Here is a 16,522-nt window from a genome sequence, read left to right as displayed (position 1 = left end):
ATAAGGGCGCCGGGGCCGTCTCAGGAAGATACCGAATCCCGGACAGGGGTTTGATCGGGAACCATGATGGACAGGCACCAGGCATTCTCGAACGCCAGTTCCTCCCATTGCCTGTAGCGCCCGCTGATTCCCCCGTGCCCGGCCTCCACCTCGACCTTGATCAGGGCATCCGCACCGACACGAGGCTCCTGGAGCCTGGCCACCCACTTGAGCGGTTCCACGTAGAGCACGCGGGTGTCGTTCATGGAGGTGGTGACCAGGATGGCCGGGAAGTGCCCGGTGCCATGGTCGCGGATGCGCTCGTCGGCGTTCTGGACGTTCTCATAGGGAGAATAGGACTTCATGTACCGGTAGACCTCCGGGTCGTGCAGGGGGTCCCCCCACTCGTCCCACTCGGTCACGGTCAGGGGAAGGTCCGGGTCCAGGATGCTGGTCAGGGCATCCACAAATGGCACATCGGCCTCGATCCCGGCATAGAGCTGGGGAGCCATGTTGGCCACGGCACCCATGAGAAGACCGCCAGCCGAACCGCCGTTCGCCACCGTATGGAGCGGGTCAGCCCACCCCTTGGCCTGCAGGGCGGCCGTTACGTCGATGAAGTCCTCGAAGGTATGCCTCTTCTGGAGTCTGCGACCCTGCTCGTACCAGGCCCGCCCCATCTCTCCCCCGCCCCGCACGTGTGGGACGGCATAAAGCACACCCCTGTCCAGGAGACTCAGGCGGCCGGTCGAGAAACCAGGATCAGAGCTTATCTCGTAGGCCCCGTACCCGGTGATGAACATGGGCGACCCACCCTGCCGACTCCGGGAGGAGGCCTCGTCGCCGGGCCAGGGCAGACGGCCGGGATCGGACGGCGCCTGGATGACCTCATCATCCAGACCGGTCCTTCCCTCGGCATCCAAGGCAGGGACCATCCCCCGCCGCCAGACCAGGGAGACGGGCACCCTGGCACCGTCTCGCACATCCACCCAAAGGCGACGTTCGGCATACCTGTCCGGGTCGAAATCACCCAGGACCTCGGCCCGCTTAAGGAGCCGGTCGGCGCCCGTTGCCGGATCCATCTCATGCAGCTCCGATGGAACCGTATAGCTGCTGAAGATGTACCGCATGGTGGGGGCTTCGTAGGAGGGGTTGTCGGATGAGGCGATGCTGTAGACCCTGCCCTGACCGCTTCCCCGATCGGCATGGTCCACCAGGCCCTGCCCGGGAACCACCTGGCGGAAGCGCCAGGGACGACCGGCACGAAGGTCCTCGATGGCCTCCTCCTTGGGAATCACCGCAAGGCGGGGCAGGCTGTCGGCCCGGTAGGCCATGACCACAAAACTGCGGTGGATGCCCATGCCCTCGATGCCCAGTCCGCGAGCGCCCTGGAGAATGGCCGGGTTGGCGGGGTTCCGATAGGGAGTATCCGGGGATTGGTCCGCATCAGCCCCTCCCCGCTCACACCCATAAGGGCTGCCCTGGGCGATGCAGACCCCCTGACCAAGGTGGTAGGGCGGCTTGGTCCGGCTCATATCGATCAGGTCGACCTGGAAATTCGGGTTCAGCACATTGTGGTAGACCACCGCAACCGGAAGGTCCTCCCCATCGGGCCCGGCCCCCTCCAGGCGGCTCAGGCTCACGTCGTACTCGACCCCGTCCTGGCGGGGAATGAAGGGAACGAAATCACCGGTCGGGTCCTCCAGGGAGAGCATGAGGACCTCGCTGGTGGTCTTGGATGAGGATCCGATCATCAGACTGGCCTCGTCAAAGCTCAGGCCCAGGCCCACCCAGAAGTGCTGGTCGGGTTCTTCGAAGACCCGAACGTCCTCATCCCGGGGTTGTCCGACCCGGTGACGCCAGACGGCACAGGGCCTCCAGGCCTGGTCCACGGTGGTGTAGAAGACCCACTTCCCATCGGGTGTCAGTACGGCCCCGGACGACACCTGGTCGATCCGGTCGGGCAGGTCCTCGTCGGTGGAGAGGTCTCGGATGCGCAGGTCATAACGCTCGTTCCCGCTGGTATCCAGCCCGTAGAGCATCAATCTTCCGTCCCTGCTCAGGTCCAGGCAACCCAGGGCGAAGAAGTCATGGCCCTGGGATTCCTTGTTGGCATCGAAGATGATCTCCTCCCCCGGCAGTGAACCCGGGGTGCTTCCCTTGTCGATCAGAGGTGGATTCCAGTCATCATCGCCCCTGACGGGCAGGCGGCACTGAAGGCCATACTGACTCCCCTCCAGCGTTCTGCCGAAGTACCAGTAGCCCTGGATTCGGGTGGGGACCGACATGTCGGTCTCCTGTACGCGGGCCTTGAACTCGTCCAGGAGGGTCCGGCGCAACCCGGCAAGATGCCCCAACCTCTCCTGGCAGTATTGGTTCTCCTGCTCCACATACCGACGGGTGCGCGGATCCTCCTTCTGCCTCATCCACTCGTATGGATCCTCGAAGAGGTCGCCGTGAAAGCTCCGCCGGGTCGCCTCGGCGAATGCCCTGGGAACAGTCGGGATGGTATCGGGAGAATCGTTGCAATCACTTGCCGAAAAGCTCATGGGGCGATTATAACCAGAACCTGAACACCCACGGCCTGAATTGACGGCCGGAGATGTGTCCGTATCGGGCATAGGGCCCGAACAAGGACAGGGCGCTCAGTGGTTGGCGGCCAGGTAGGGCAACATGGTCCGCATCAGGTTGACCCCGGTCGTACCGTAGAAGACCGGCACACCGGTCTCCGGTGCAGGCTGTGAAGAGGTTCGGTTGATGATACCCAGACCCGATTCCCCCGGGCTGAGCTGGCGGATGCCTATGGCCAGGACCCTGCCCGGATAGCGGTGGACCACCTCGGCGAAGGTGGTGGGGTCGCTCTGTCCGTCGTCACCTATAAGGACGAACCGCATGTGGGGGAAGTCGGCCATCAGCTGATGGATGAACTCCATCTTGTGCTGGACGATGGAGGGCACGAAGGTCTTTGGCCTGGGATCCAGATCGCGCAGGAGAAGCGGACCGGAGGGGAAGCCGTGGTCACGGATGAACCCCCGGATGGCGCCCTCGACATTCCAGGGCGAGGCCGAAAGATAGAAGAAGGGCGCCGAAGGGTCCAGATCATGGATCCGGTTGTAGAAGACCGACATCCCCGCCACCGAGGAGCGATTGTGAGGGTCGGAAAGAAGGAAGTTCCAGGCGGCCTTCCAGTGGGTGGGCACCTGGCTGACCATGATGGTGTCGTCCACATCCGAGATGACTCCGAATCGCGCCTCGGGAGGGACGATGTAGAGGGGCGCAGTGACGGTCGGACGCCCCTGCACCTTATAGGAGACCTGGTGGGTACCGGGCGTCAGGTGGTGTTCGGCAACCAGGTCCAGGTAGCCGGAACGATCCGACAATACGAATTCGCCGTTCTGGTTCCGGCTGGAATCCACCGCGTCATAGACGGCGGAGTCCCCCACCTGAACCGTGCCCAGACGAACCTGGTCGATGGCCAGGGCGACCCTGGTCCGGGGCGCGGGGACGGTCAGCAGCTCCCGTATCCCCCTCATCGTTCTGTCCGACCTGCCCTGACTATCGGATAGCACGGTCCGGCAGATCAAGCGCGAATAAGCCTGGGTCCCGTACCCCACATAGGGCTGTATCCGGGGGAACCAACCCATCCGTCCGGTCAAACCGGTTGAGAGGCCCACCCAGAACTCGAAGAGGCCTGTGACGATACGCCGGGCCAGACGAACCGGCGCCGGTCTGGATTCGATGCGCTCGCCAGGACCGGCAGCGTCAAAGGCCGTGCTGACACTGGTGACCTGCCAGGGGCCACCCCGGCCTCCCTGTTCAGAGGGCCTGCGACTATCCCGCTCGGACACCATTGCCTCCTGGGTGAGAAACGCCCCGACTCAGCCCAACTTCCTGAGCATCTTGCTGTATTCGTCGGCAGTCAGCAGGTCGGGCTCATCATCGTCAAGGGTCATCTTCATGATCCACCCCTCCCCATAGGGATCGGAGTTGATGACACCGGGATCGTCCGAGGCGGAGCGATTCACGTAGGCTATGGTTCCTGAAACCGGGCAGACCACAGGCTCCACGGCCTTGGATGATTCCAACTCCACCACCTCGTCACCGGCCTCGACCTGGGTGCCCGTCTCTGGGAGGTCGAGGAAGACGAGGTCGCCCAGCTGGTCCGCCGCATATTCGGTTACACCGATTACGGCCGGGTCCTGGGAGGCATCGATCCATACATGGTCGGGGGAATACTGCAGGTGATCGGGCACGTCCAATCGGACGGTGCCTTCGCTGTTCTCTTCACTCATGGGTCCAAGCCTACTATGCTCCGGGATGTGCCGAGGCATGAACCGCCCGCCCGGTCCCTGACCATGGTCCTTCGACCACCGGGGACCGGATAGGAGGAGACTCCTAACGGACTGGCCCCGGGGGAACCTCTCCCCAGACCTTGACCATGGTCCCGACCGGTGCGTTGTCGAAGATCCACTTGGCATCCTGTTCATACATGTTGATGCAGCCGTGCGAGCCATGATGAGTAGGGTCGCCGGTGGCAATGCCGCCATGATTCCAAGCGGCCGTGTGGAAGCCTTCGCTGCCGTTGTAATAGGAGACCCAACGAACATCGGGCGAGACGTAGCCCGGACCCCGCATGGTCTGAATCGCATACCGGACGTTGATGAAGAAGGTACCCGTATCCGAGCCATCCCCATCGAAGGGCTTGCCCGAGCAGATGAAGAAGGTCTGGACCGGGGTGGTGCCGTGGTAGGCGGTGGCCGTCTGGTTGGAGAGATTCACATCGATCCAGGTATCGCCGTCGGGAACGTCATACCGGGCAACCCTGGTCTGCTCCTTGTGGGGAGTCACATCGGCCTGGACCTTGATGGTATCCATGTTCCCGCTCTTCAGCGCCTTGATGACCTGGTCGGCGGTGGCTTCGAAGTCCTTGACCTTGACCCCGTCGACCCCCTTGGTGGTCTCGGCCACCACTTCACCCTTGGTGTTCTTGACGTTGACGGCCGTCACCATTTCCCGGTCGAGCGCCTTGGGGAGCTCCTGGCTCAGATAACCCGAGATGGCGGCCTGGTCGAAGTCCAGACTCATGGTCCCCCGCCTCAGGTCGGTGTCCGGCTTGACCCAGGAGGCCACGGTCGGAGCCGGTATCCTCATGCTGTCATTATCGGTCGCCTGGATAACCAGGTCCTGGGCGATACGCTGGTTGGCTTCGCCCGCCACCTTGGAAGCCACTTCCACGGTGATGGGCATGGGGATGTCCTGGTATGAGACCGCAACCTTGGCCTCGTGCCCAGGCTCCTGCACCAGGGAAGAGACCGCCTTCTCGACGGGCTCCAGCTTGGGGGCCTTGCCTCCGCGCCCCTCCTGGACCGTGAAGGCATGCAGGCCCTCGTCAAAAACGATGAATGAGGGAACGGAGCGACTGCCCTCGTCGATGAATCTCCCGGTGAGGAACCGGTCCATCGCCAGTTCGTTGTCCTTGGCAACCAGGGGTACTGACACACGACGGAAGGGGTTGAGCCGCTCGAAGTCGCTTTCGCGCTTGCTTCCCATGAGCTCCTTGACGGTGCGCTCCTGATTGACGGAAACACCGAGATCCTCCAGACCGGCAGTGACCGAGGGCTTGCCCTGGCTGGTCAGTTCGACCTTGGAGTCCTGCACCTTCTGGGCCACGATCTTCCTGACCTGATCGGCATCCTTGCCCATCATGCTCTGGCCAGCGAAACTGACCCCCGGAGCCACTCTGTCCTGGAAATACTGACGGGCGCCAAAGAACCCACCGACAAGAACCACAGCGAGGAGGAGGAACAGGAGCAGGGTAATCCATATGGCCTTGTGGGCGGCGAACCAAGAGGTGCGGGCAGTGGCCTCACCGAAGACCCGGCTGACGGACTCATCCTCGAACAGATCAACCGGCTCTTCGTCCTGGTACTCAACCGGATCATCGGCCAGGGGAACCTGGATGGGCTGCATGATTACCGTTTCAGCCTCTTCCACGCCTCCACTGCCCTCAGGAAGCAGAGATTCCGATTGCCCCGCCGCAGCCATTGATCACCTTTCCGCACTGTTTCGATCCTGGATTATTTTACCCTGTGCCTTACCCAGAATCCCTTTTCCATCAGTACTCCGGCAGGTCGCTGCCGTACCACTCCTCGATCATGCCCCGAGCTATGGTTGCCCGCTTGGGCAGACGGATGGTGCCGCCGGCCATTCGTGCACCCAGCTCGTCCCGGGTGAACCAGCCGGCCTCCTTGGTCTCCTGACCATCCACGCGGATTTCGGTCCCCAAGGCCCGGGCCTTGAAGGCCACCATCAGCGAAGAGGGGAAGGGCCACGGTTGGGAGCCCATATAGCGCACCTCCCCCACCCGGACGCCCACCTCTTCCATGGTCTCGCGGCGGACGGCGTGCTCAAGGTTCTCACCGGCCTCAACGAACCCGGCGGCAATCGAATGGAAATCAGGTCCCCAGGAACTGTTGTGCTGCAGAAGGAGCCGGTCACGGGAATCCACAACGGACATGATTACGGCAGGCTCGATCCGGGGGAAGAGGATGTGCCCAGGCTCCGCACCCCGGCAATGTTGGGCCCAACCCCCCTGACAGGGTTCCACAGTGGCGGCGCATTGAGGGCAGAAGAGTTGCTGGCTCTGCCACATCGACAGGGAAACCGCGCTGGTGGCCAGGCCCACCTGTCGGGGCGTGCCATGAGGGGCGAACTCCCTCAATCCGATCCAGTCGAACCTCTCCCTGGCCGCATGTATCAGCCTCGAATCACCTGCCTGTGCACCTTCGGCATACCGCTCCAGGAGGGCAAGATCCAGGGCCAGGTAGTCTCGGCCCTCCAAGGACCCCAGATAGTACAGCGGTCGGGTGTCGCATCCGTTCCCGCCGAGATCCTCCGTCAGATAGGTTGCCGGCAGCATGACCAGGCGGATACTCGCATGCCGACGTCCGGCCGTGGCTCCCTGACCCTTGGGTACGGCCAGGCGGTCACGGTCAACCAGAATCACATCCGAGGCGGGCGACCCCGCCAGTTCCCGCAAGAGACCGGGTTGCCCGCGACGGGCAACGCAGTAATCCACGTCCCCCTGCGCCAAGGGAAGGAAAGGGAGGGTACGGGTCAGGGCCAGGGGCGAAAAGGCGGAATGAGGGGAATCGGTCATCTCAGCACCCCTCGGATTCCTCGACCCTGCCCGACCCCTGAACATCGGCCACCAGATCGACCAGGGCGGAGGCCACCATGTCCGGCCGCTCAACGGCGCTGAAATGTCCGCACTCGGGAATCGAGACGAATCGCACTCCTCCGGGTACCGAGGTGGCGGCAGCGGCGAGTGGCCGCATGACCCTGGGCGGGCTGGAGGGATCCAGCTCCCCGGAAACCATGGTCAGCGGCACTTCGATACCGGGCAAGATTCCGGTCTGGTCAGGACGACCTGCAGCCATCCGTTCCCTCCAGGCGATGCCCTGGGGTGACTGGGATTCAATCCACCCGGTCATGGTGTCGATGAACTCCGGCGAGGTCTTGAACCTGGAATCACCTTCCTGAGGCCGGGCGAAGTGCATGACCCCATCCACCCCGCCCGTGTCCAGACAACGTTGGGCTATGGCGAGCCGGTTGGCCCGGGACTGTGGGGCATCATCCTTGGTCGTCGTGTCGCAAAGGGCCATACCGGCCACCACCTCCGGATGAAGCCGCCAGATGGCTTCCACCAGATACCCTCCCATGGAGAGACCCACCCAGATGGCCTTTGTATGCCCGAGCCCGGTAACCAGGTCAACGTAGGCTTCAGCCATCCAGTCCAAGGCATGAGGATATGAACCGTCCGGGGCCAGCCCACCGTTCTGTTCCTCCAGGGGCAGTGGGCCATCACCGGCCCCGGGCATATCCGGCGCATAGATCGGGAAGGGGATCAACCCCCGCCGGTCGGCCTGATTGATCAGGCTGTCCGCACACACCTCCCACATGCGATGGTCGACCGGGAAGGCATGGCAGAGAATCACAGGAAGACCCTCTCCCTCGCGATATACGGTATTGGTGATGGTCATGGTCATCGGCTCCGACCTGCCTTCCCTACTGCTGGTATTCCACTGGTTTACGACGCCTGAATCAGAGGACCCCCGCCCAGGACAGGGCCGTGCGAAGTACACGCCCGTGCCCGTTGGGCATCTGGCCTATGAAGGTGTCGAGCATATCCCCCCTGGGATCGACCCACTCCACTTCAAGGGTTTCATCCTGGGGCTTGCAGTCGCCGGCCACGGGAACCAGATAGCACAGGGCGATGGCATGTTGGCGGGGATCGTAGTACTCGGAGAGTCCGGGCGTGGGGAAGAACTCGGCCACGGTGAAGGGCTGGAGCCCGGCAGGCAGGACAGGAAGGGCAAGCTCACCCAGGTCCTTGGCGATGTTCCTTGCCAGGGCCTCCCTGATGGTCTCGTGGTAGAGCACCCTCCCGGTGATCAGGGTCCGCTCTATATTGCCGTCGTCCCCGACGCAAAGGAGTGACCCCACCTGCGACACCAATCCGAGATCGTCAACCCGTACGGGAACAATCTCGACATATGCCATGGGCAGCTTCCTGCGTGCCAGGTCTATCTGCTCCTTGTCGAGCCATCCGGGAGGATTGCCCCGCGAAGTGCCACGCACGAAATCCTCCGGAGTGATGTTGGAGAACTCACCGCGCCTGCGGTTGGAATCGAAGTCATCGTCGTCGGGTATTTCGTCATTCAACACTGGCATACACCCTATTATTGGTTCCCGGCTTGACCGGGCGAAACCACCCGTCCATATATATACCCTGAGCTTATTTCCACGATTTCTCCAGCCGTGATGGAATGCTGATGGGAAGAGAGCTGTTGTGCTGCATGGGAATTTCCCTTGCAGCAGCGGGATTCGTTAGGAGCGCGATTATGTCCACCACGACTATCACCTCGGATAACTTCGAGCAGACCATCAGCGGGAACGACCTGGTGCTGATCGACTTCTGGGCCACCTGGTGCGGACCCTGCAAGGCGTTCGGCCCCATCTTCGACAAGGCCTCCGAGCAGAACACCGATATCGTTTTCGGCAAGGTCGACATCGACAAGAACCAGGACCTGGCCGCAGCCGCCGGCATACAGGCCGTCCCCACCCTGATGATCGCCAAACAGGGCCAGATCATATTCAAGCAGGCAGGAGCCCTGAGAGCCTCCGACCTGGACGACCTGATCGAGCAGGCCCGACAGGCCGATATGGATACGGCCACCCAGGAATAAGGCGGTCTCCCGCCCGCCAGGGTTGGTTCAGTACGGGCGGTGGACTAGAATCGAAGCATATGTTCCAGCGCTCCCTTCGGCATGCCCGGATGGGAGGCAGGGTCGGATTGCGTCCGGACTGCAACCGCTGAGGATCTGTTGACCGAACAGAGGAGTGTAATGGCGAAGCATGGCACAGGCCGGATGGCTGCGGTCAAGGCCCTGACCAAGCGTCAGTGGGTACGGCTTGCCGCAGGAGCCACTGTCGTTGGCCTGATCATAGGCGCGGGGTTCATCTCACGCGACTTCTATGCGACCCAGAACGGCGGCCCCGCACAGGGAATCACAGCCTACTCCGCCACCCAGCAGAACCACGAGGTCTCCAGGAGTTCCACCCGGCAGGCCCTGCGCAACGGCGAAGGCGGATCGAGCGCCAACACCTCCTATGTCACCGTGCAGATCAACGGCAAGAACCGGGTCGTCCTGGGCAACGGCTTCACCGATGTGAAGTCCGTGCTCGAAGCGGGCAACATCACCTTGGAGCCTGGCGATCAGATCAGCCCGGCCCTGACCAAGCCCGTGAGTGAGAAGACGGTCATCAAGATCGACCGGGCGGACGCCCAGGTTATGACCGACGAGTCCGACATACCCTTCAACACCATTGAGGAAAAGACCGATTCCCTCCCCGCCGGTACCACCAAGGTGAAGACCGAAGGAAAGAACGGCGTCATGGAAACGACCAGCCTGGTCACCGCCGCTGGCAACAAGAACCTCTCCAAGAACGTCTTCGCATCCTTTGTGAAGACGGCACCCGTCAACAAGGTCGTCCTGGTCGGCACCGGCCGCCCGTCATCGGGAACCAGCGGGTCGGCACCGTCATCATCAGGGTCATCCGCAACCACGGCACCTGTGGGCGAATCCCAGAGCATTGCCCACGAACTGGTCACTGCCAGGGGTTGGGGTGAGGATCAGTTCACCTGCCTGGTCCAGCTCTGGAACAAGGAGTCCGGTTGGAGAACCAACGCCGCCAACCCCTCCGGCGCCTATGGCATTCCTCAGGCCCTGCCCGGAAGCAAGATGTCCTCGGCTGGCGCCGACTGGCAGACCAACCCCCGCACCCAGATCGTCTGGGGTCTCGGATACATCCAGGGTCGGTACGGCACTCCCTGCGGTGCCTGGTCTCACTCCCAGTCGTCGAACTGGTACTGATTCGATAAAAGCCTGACGAATCCCCCCCCCCCCCGATATGGAGAGCCTGTCGGGGGGTCTTTTTATGCACGCTGCCGTCGTTTCTTTTATTTGTGCGACTCGCTATGGGCAAGTACTCCATCGTGGGCTTAAAACGTGGTAGGGTCGGCCTCAGTTTGCAGATCACCTTGTGTCCGGATGACGCCGCGGGGATGGCGGGATTCCGGGTGGGGCCTCGGCCGTGGGACCAGGCCCGTGGGTGGCAGTCGGGGGGAGAGTCCATGCTTTTGCACAATCCGGGCAGGTCCGGCCGTCGTCCGGTCCGTCAGGTGGTCGCGGTCCTGGCGGCCCTGTCCGTCATGGGCGGTGGCCTCGCCGCGGGCGCACAGGCCACCGACGAGTAAGAGGCCACACCAAAAGGGGAACACCCCCCCCCCCGGCCAACCGGAGGCGGCCCACCAAACCCCAACAACGGACCGCCTCCACCCCCCTATACCAGCCCCAAACCAGTCCGCGCCATGCAACCAGGCGCACACACCGCAGCAGGGACACTGCACGCCGTACACACCCGTTCCCGTTCTGCACATTGCGCCAAACGGGAGCGGGATGGTAAAGTCTGAGAAGGTTTTATTAGAGAGAAGAACATCCGTGATTCGGGTCCGCCATTTGGGGATGGCAGATATTCCGATTCGGTTTGAGACTATTGGCCTAACCGTAGGATGATAGTTGGGGAAAATTGGGGAGAACGAACCATGCGCAGACTGAACCGTTTCGGTCGTCGTACCGTCCGTCCTGTCGTCGCGGCCCTGACGGTGCTGTCCGTCATGGGTGCTGGCCTGGCAGTTGGTGCACAGGCCGCCGACATCAACTCATACACCCAAGTAAATGGGGGAATGGGGACGAAACCGGCCTCCGATGACGGCCTGACAACACTCACAGGAACCACTACACCGGCCGCAGCCCCGTCACCCTCAGCCCCGCCGCAGTCCCCGGCGGCGACACAGCCCACGACAGCCACGGCGACGCCCACCCCGCTGGCGACGCCCACCCCGCTGTCCACCCGGCAGACCACCACAGCCGCACCCGCACCCGCCGGCATGAAGGCCTCCTCACCGCAGGCCAGGACCGGCAGCCATACGGTCACCTTCACCTCCCAGCCCGACACCCAGGGCATGCCGGCAAGCCAGACCATCCCCGACGGCAAGACCGCCACATGGCCACACGACGACCCCACCAGACCCGGATGGACCTTCAACGGCTGGTTCACAGGCGACGCGGCCTACGACTTCACCAGGCCCGTCACCCAGGACCTGACCCTCACCGCCAAATGGGGCAAATGGAACACCAGCCCAGACAAAGGACCCTGGCACGGCGGCACCAACATCAAAATCGACACCCCAGGCAGCCAAGTACGCTTCACCCAAATAGCCGCAAGCACTGCCTTCTCTCTGGCGTTGGGCAGCGACGGCAACGCATACTCATGGGGGAACAACAATAGCGGACGTCTGGGGACAGGCACCGATGACTGGACCCGAAAACCTCAAGGCCCACGGATGGTCGCCATGCCGGAAGGAGTGAAGTTCACCCAGTTGTCCGCCGGGATATCCCACAGTATAGCCTTGGACCGGGATGGCAGAATCTGGACCTGGGGGGCTGACTTCGGTGATAGCCTCGGCCGCCCGCGCACGGACAGATACACTCCCGGTCTGGCCGTAGTGCCGGAGGGGGTGACGTTCACCGCCGTGTCCGCAGGCGATGACAGTTCCATGGCCCTCGACAGCAGTGGACAGGTTTGGACCTGGGGATACTTCGATACAGATACGCCCCACAAGCTGGATATGGGCGGGGGGACCGTCTTCACCGCCATCTGCCCCGCACACAATCCCCAAACAAACGGATATACGGCCCTCGACACGGACGGCAGAATCTGGACCTGGCGGTGGCCTCGTTTCGAACCTGTCCCCGTTGATACCGGTGTCAGGTTCAAGGCCTACAGCATGGACAGGTACGGTCTCCATTTCATCGCCATCGCGCGGGACGGGACCGTCTGGACCTGGGGCGACAACGGAAAAGGACAGCTGGGCCGCGTCCCCGACAGCGCCAACCCCGCCGACAAGCCCGGCCGGGTCCCCGGCCTGACCGGAGCCACCCAAGTCGACAGCGCCAACGGCGGAAGTTCAGAATCGGGTGTCTCCTTCGCCATCACCGACACCGGCACATGGGCGTGGGGATGGAACAGGTACGGCCAACTCGGAACCGGAACAGGCGAGATCACGGCCACCCCCACCAGGGTCGCAGCCCCCACTGGGGCCCCCACGGACTTCCGCTACACCAGCATCGCAGCCGGCGAGGGTCACACCTTGCTCCTCGGTTCGGACGGTGAAGCATATACGTACGGACGGAACCAATACGGCCAGCACGGCAACAACACCTTAACCGACAGCGACCCTACCAGCCCTGTCTTGGCCTGGCGTCCCGTCGACCGGGAGGTCACGAAGGTCCTGTTCGGTGAGGCCCGCAACATCGGCGGCCCCTACCGCAGGTTCGAAGGGTGGCATGCCACCTCGCCCAGGCACGGACTGGGCACCGTCACCCTCACCATCCAGTCCACCGTCACCAACCGCGCACCCCAGCCCGACGAGACCAGTCAGCGGTTCACCTACACGGGCGGCACCGCCACCGTGTCCTTCAAAACGGAGCACGGCTCCCCCACTCCACCCCAGCAGGTCATCGTCGGTGACACAGTGCACCGCCCGGACGACCCCGCCACCGACGACGGGTGGACCTTCAACGGATGGTTCCAGGGCGACAGGCCCTACGACTTCTCCAAGCCCGTAAGCGGGGACACGGTCCTGACCGCACGCTGGGGACGGTGGAAGGCCGACCCGGCCCAGGGGCCCTGGCGGGGCGGCACCGACGTGCGCATCGACACCCCCACCTCCCGGGTACGGTTCGCCCAGGTGTCCGCCGGGCAGTCCCACTCGCTCGCCGTCGGTTCCGACGGCAACCTGTACGCGTGGGGAGACAACCAGAACGGCCAGCTCGGCGACGGCACCACCACAAACCAGACCGCACCAATCATGGTCGCTGCACCCGCGGGCGTGAAGTTCATCCAGACGGCAGCCGGAAACGGCCACTCCATGGCCCTGGACCGGGACGGCAGGGTATGGACCTGGGGAGACAACGGAAAAGGACAACTCGGCCGCACCCCAGACAGCGGCAACCCCGCCGACAGGCCAGGCCCGGCCGCCACGCCGACGGGCATGACCTTCATCGCCATCAGCGCCGGGGTCGACCACAGCACGGCCCTGGACCGCGACGGCAACATCTGGGCCTGGGGAGACAACCAATACCAGCAGCTGGGGCGCAACACCACAGACCAGGGAACACCGCCCGCCGGCACGCCCACTGGTGTGGGCGTGCCCGAGGCGGCCTTCGCCTCCGTCAGCGCGGGCGCCAGGCACTCCATCGGCCTGGACGCGAACGGGACCGCCTGGACCTGGGGCAGCTGCGACACCACCAACGCCACAAACGACGACGACCTGACCGGCCACGTCGGATCCGCGCCGTCGCCTGTCGATACCGGCCTGCGGTTCACGGCCGTCAGCGCCGGAGCAGACCACAGCATGGGCATCGCCCGGGACGGCACCGTGTACACGTGGGGGCACAACGGGAGCGGCCAGCTGGGCCGCACCCCCACCGTCGCCGAACCCGCGGGCAGGCCGGGCGCCGTCCCCGGTCCGTCCCACGCCACCGGCGTCAGCGTCGGACGCACCCACTCCACCGCCCTCACCGACTCAGGGGCCTGGGCCTGGGGCGGCAACCAGTACGGGCAGCTGGGTACCACCACCGGCAACGGCACCAACGACGGCGTGGCCCCCGCCCGCCTGCCCAACCCCAAGGGGACACCGGCAGGATTCGCGTACGCCGATCTCTGCGCGGGCGGTGACCGTACGCTGGCCGTCGGTTCCGACGGTGACGTGTACGCGTCCGGGGCCAACGACTCCGGCCAGCTCGGCGACGGCACCAGCGACACGGACCCGGCCACGGCCCACCCGGGCCCGACCATGGTGTCGCGGCCGGACGGCTCCCCTGTCACCGGGGTGCTGTTCGGCGCCAAGCCGAGCGCGGGAGAGGTGCACCGCCGGGCGGACGGATGGCACGCCACCTCCCCCAGGCACCGGCCCGAGACCGTCACCCTGACCATCCGCTCGGCATCAGGCACCAGCTCGGCGGGGCCAGAGGACGCGGGACAATCCGAGGACACGAGCCTGCGGTTCATGTACACCGGCGACACCGTCACCCTCACCTTCACCAGCCAGCACGGGCGCACGCCCGACACGCAGCAGGTCCCCGCCGGCGAACCCACCAGGAGGCCCGAAGACCCGGCCGAGGCCGGGTGGACCTTCGACGGATGGTTCGACGGGGACGTCGCCTACGACTTCACCACTCCCCTGGAGCACGACCTGACCGTGACCGCACGCTGGCACCGGACCGGACGGTGGGTCCTGAGCCCGGACCACGGCAGCGAATACGGCGACGACACCCTCACCCTCACCGCACCCGCCGCACCCGACATCCGCCTCGCCTCCATAGACACCGGCGGCACCACCAGCCTCGGCATCGGATCCGACGGCGGCCTCTACGCCTGGGGCGACAACACCAACGGACAGCTCGGCGACGGCACCACCAGCCAGCACACCACCCCAACCCGGGTCGCCAAACCGGACGGTTCCGGTGACGGGTTCGTCTGGGTGCAGGCCGCGGCCGGGCGCACCCACAGCGCCGCCGTCGGCTCCGACGGCAACCTGTACACCTGGGGCGACAACACCCAGGGCCAGCTCGGCGACGGCACCACCACCCGACGCACCAGGCCCGTCAGGGCCTCCCGCCCCGCCGGTACCGACAGCACGTTCACCTGGACGCGGGCCGCCGCGGGCGACGGCTACACCATGGCCCTCGGCTCCGACGACAACCTGTACGCGTGGGGCAGCCTGCCCGGCGGGCTCGGCGACACCGGCCGCACCGCGAGCAGCGCCAGGCCCGTCAGGGTTGCCCTGCCGCAGGACGCGCCCCCCGCGTTCCGGTACGAGCAGGTCATCGCGGGCGACACGCACGCCGCGGCGATCGGGTCCGACGGGCAGCTCTACACGTGGGGCGCCAACACGCACGGCCAGCTCGGCCACGACAACACCGGCACCCCCGCAGCCGCCGCAGCAGTGGCCTCCGACCCGCAGCAGCCCGCGGGCTACGTCCAGGCCAGCGCCGGCGGCAGCGCCACGCTCGCCATCGACCGGCAGGGGCGCCTCTGGGCCTGGGGCAGGCTCGCCGACGGCACCGACACCGCAACCCCCACGCGCATACGGACGGCGGGCACGGCCGACACGTACCGGTTCACCCACGTCTCCACCGGACGCAACCACAGCGTCGCAATCGGACAGGACCACCGCACCTGGGCATGGGGAGACAACACCAGCGGGCAGCTCGGCCACACCACCGGCACCCCCACCGTCATAGCCGGCCTGAACACCACCCTCACCGCCAGCGGCGGCGACACCACCATCGCCATCGACACCAACGGCGACACCCAGGCCTGGGGAGACAACACCAACGGACAGGCAGGACACGGCGACACCAACCCCACACCCGCACCCCGCAAGGCCGCCGTCCCCCCGCAACCCACACCGGCCGGCCTCACCATCGACAACGACACCCTCACCCTGCGGCAGACCGGACCGAACACCTGGCAGGCCACCACCACCGCCCACGCCCCCGGAACCGTGCCCGCACAAGTCCGGTGGACCCTCGCCGGACAGGACCAGCCCGACGACACCACCAACACCTACACATACCGGCACACGGGCAGCCTGCCCAACGCAGGAGGCGCAGGCATCATCCTCCTCATCACCGCCGGCACCCTCATCCTCACCGCGGCCAGCGCCAACAGGCGCCACCGCGACTTCATCTGAGGAAGGACCACCCAGGGGAACGCCTAACTCCCCTGGGTACTCGTAGGCGGCCCACATCGTTACCCCCCCCCCGCGCCCAAGACAATGACGGGCAGGTTCTACGCAAGCTGGACATGACAAAAGAGGGCCCTGCCGTCCGCACCAGGTCTTTGAACCTGG

General features: G+C 64.9%; 11 protein-coding genes. 4 read left to right on the top strand and 7 right to left on the bottom strand.

Translation table 11 applies throughout. From position 1 onward, the window contains the following. Positions 1-20: 20 nt before the first annotated feature. The 7 genes from H3V08_RS00950 to H3V08_RS00920 form a co-directional block, all read right to left on the bottom strand. Complete coding sequence (locus H3V08_RS00950) at positions 21-2,528, bottom strand: S9 family peptidase (protein ID WP_198181304.1); 2,508 nt, start codon at positions 2,526-2,528, stop codon at positions 21-23. Positions 2,529-2,624: 96 nt separating this feature from the next. Beyond that, complete coding sequence (locus H3V08_RS00945; protein WP_198181303.1) at positions 2,625-3,830, bottom strand: App1 family protein; 1,206 nt, start codon at positions 3,828-3,830, stop codon at positions 2,625-2,627. A 27-nt stretch (positions 3,831-3,857) separates the two neighbouring features. Next, the gene (gene gcvH, locus H3V08_RS00940; protein ID WP_033498647.1) at positions 3,858-4,271 is read right to left on the bottom strand and encodes a glycine cleavage system protein GcvH; all 414 of its coding nucleotides are present in this window, start codon (positions 4,269-4,271) and stop codon (positions 3,858-3,860) included. Between the two features lie 103 nt (positions 4,272-4,374). Beyond that, a complete protein-coding gene (locus H3V08_RS00935) occupies positions 4,375-6,024 on the bottom strand; it encodes a L,D-transpeptidase family protein (RefSeq protein ID WP_198181302.1) in 1,650 nt (549 codons plus the stop codon). A gap of 70 nt (positions 6,025-6,094) precedes the next feature. Continuing rightward, positions 6,095-7,138: an NAD(+) diphosphatase gene (gene nudC / locus H3V08_RS00930; RefSeq protein WP_198181301.1), complete on the bottom strand. Its 1,044-nt coding sequence runs from the start codon at positions 7,136-7,138 to the stop codon at positions 6,095-6,097. Position 7,139: 1 nt separating this feature from the next. After that, on the bottom strand, positions 7,140-8,027 hold the full coding sequence (locus tag H3V08_RS00925) for an alpha/beta fold hydrolase (RefSeq protein ID WP_198181300.1): 888 nt from the start codon (positions 8,025-8,027) through the stop codon (positions 7,140-7,142). Positions 8,028-8,082: 55 nt separating this feature from the next. Then, positions 8,083-8,712: an NUDIX hydrolase family protein gene (locus tag H3V08_RS00920; protein ID WP_198181299.1), complete on the bottom strand. Its 630-nt coding sequence runs from the start codon at positions 8,710-8,712 to the stop codon at positions 8,083-8,085. Positions 8,713-8,882: 170 nt separating this feature from the next. On the opposite strand from H3V08_RS00920, the gene trxA reads away from it, so the two are divergent. The 4 genes from trxA to H3V08_RS00905 all read left to right on the top strand — a co-directional run bounded on the left by trxA (position 8,883) and on the right by H3V08_RS00905 (position 16,363). Next, positions 8,883-9,227: a thioredoxin gene (gene trxA / locus H3V08_RS00915; protein ID WP_033498643.1), complete on the top strand. Its 345-nt coding sequence runs from the start codon at positions 8,883-8,885 to the stop codon at positions 9,225-9,227. 159 nt (positions 9,228-9,386) lie between these two features. Beyond that, positions 9,387-10,415 (top strand): G5 domain-containing protein, encoded by a 1,029-nt coding sequence (locus H3V08_RS00910; protein WP_198181298.1) that lies wholly within the window; start codon positions 9,387-9,389, stop codon positions 10,413-10,415. Between the two features lie 260 nt (positions 10,416-10,675). Then, complete coding sequence (locus H3V08_RS07575; RefSeq protein ID WP_269748701.1) at positions 10,676-10,798, top strand: hypothetical protein; 123 nt, start codon at positions 10,676-10,678, stop codon at positions 10,796-10,798. 348 nt (positions 10,799-11,146) lie between these two features. Next, complete coding sequence (locus H3V08_RS00905; RefSeq protein WP_198181297.1) at positions 11,147-16,363, top strand: RCC1 domain-containing protein; 5,217 nt, start codon at positions 11,147-11,149, stop codon at positions 16,361-16,363. Positions 16,364-16,522 lie beyond the last annotated feature (159 nt).

It is taken from the genome of Bifidobacterium sp. M0307, from assembly GCF_016100445.1.
GTDB lineage: Bacteria > Actinomycetota > Actinomycetes > Actinomycetales > Bifidobacteriaceae > Bombiscardovia > Bombiscardovia coryneformis.
The sequence above is the reverse complement of the archived record's forward strand: the minus strand, read 5'-3'. Positions and strand labels throughout refer to the sequence as shown.

Bases quoted from the DNA above. Each gene is read 5' to 3' on its own strand.
- H3V08_RS00935 (WP_198181302.1), bottom strand. From the start codon at position 6,024: ATGGCTGCGGCGGGGCAATCGGAATCTCTGCTTCCTGAGGGCAGTGGA.
- H3V08_RS00945 (WP_198181303.1), bottom strand. From the start codon at position 3,830: ATGGTGTCCGAGCGGGATAGTCGCAGGCCCTCTGAACAGGGAGGCCGG.
- H3V08_RS00905 (WP_198181297.1), top strand. From the start codon at position 11,147: ATGCGCAGACTGAACCGTTTCGGTCGTCGTACCGTCCGTCCTGTCGTC.
- gcvH (WP_033498647.1), bottom strand. From the start codon at position 4,271: ATGAGTGAAGAGAACAGCGAAGGCACCGTCCGATTGGACGTGCCCGAT.
- H3V08_RS00950 (WP_198181304.1), bottom strand. From the start codon at position 2,528: ATGAGCTTTTCGGCAAGTGATTGCAACGATTCTCCCGATACCATCCCG.
- H3V08_RS00920 (WP_198181299.1), bottom strand. From the start codon at position 8,712: ATGCCAGTGTTGAATGACGAAATACCCGACGACGATGACTTCGATTCC.
- H3V08_RS00910 (WP_198181298.1), top strand. From the start codon at position 9,387: ATGGCGAAGCATGGCACAGGCCGGATGGCTGCGGTCAAGGCCCTGACC.
- H3V08_RS00925 (WP_198181300.1), bottom strand. From the start codon at position 8,027: ATGACCATGACCATCACCAATACCGTATATCGCGAGGGAGAGGGTCTT.
- nudC (WP_198181301.1), bottom strand. From the start codon at position 7,138: ATGACCGATTCCCCTCATTCCGCCTTTTCGCCCCTGGCCCTGACCCGT.
- trxA (WP_033498643.1), top strand. From the start codon at position 8,883: ATGTCCACCACGACTATCACCTCGGATAACTTCGAGCAGACCATCAGC.
- H3V08_RS07575 (WP_269748701.1), top strand. From the start codon at position 10,676: ATGCTTTTGCACAATCCGGGCAGGTCCGGCCGTCGTCCGGTCCGTCAG.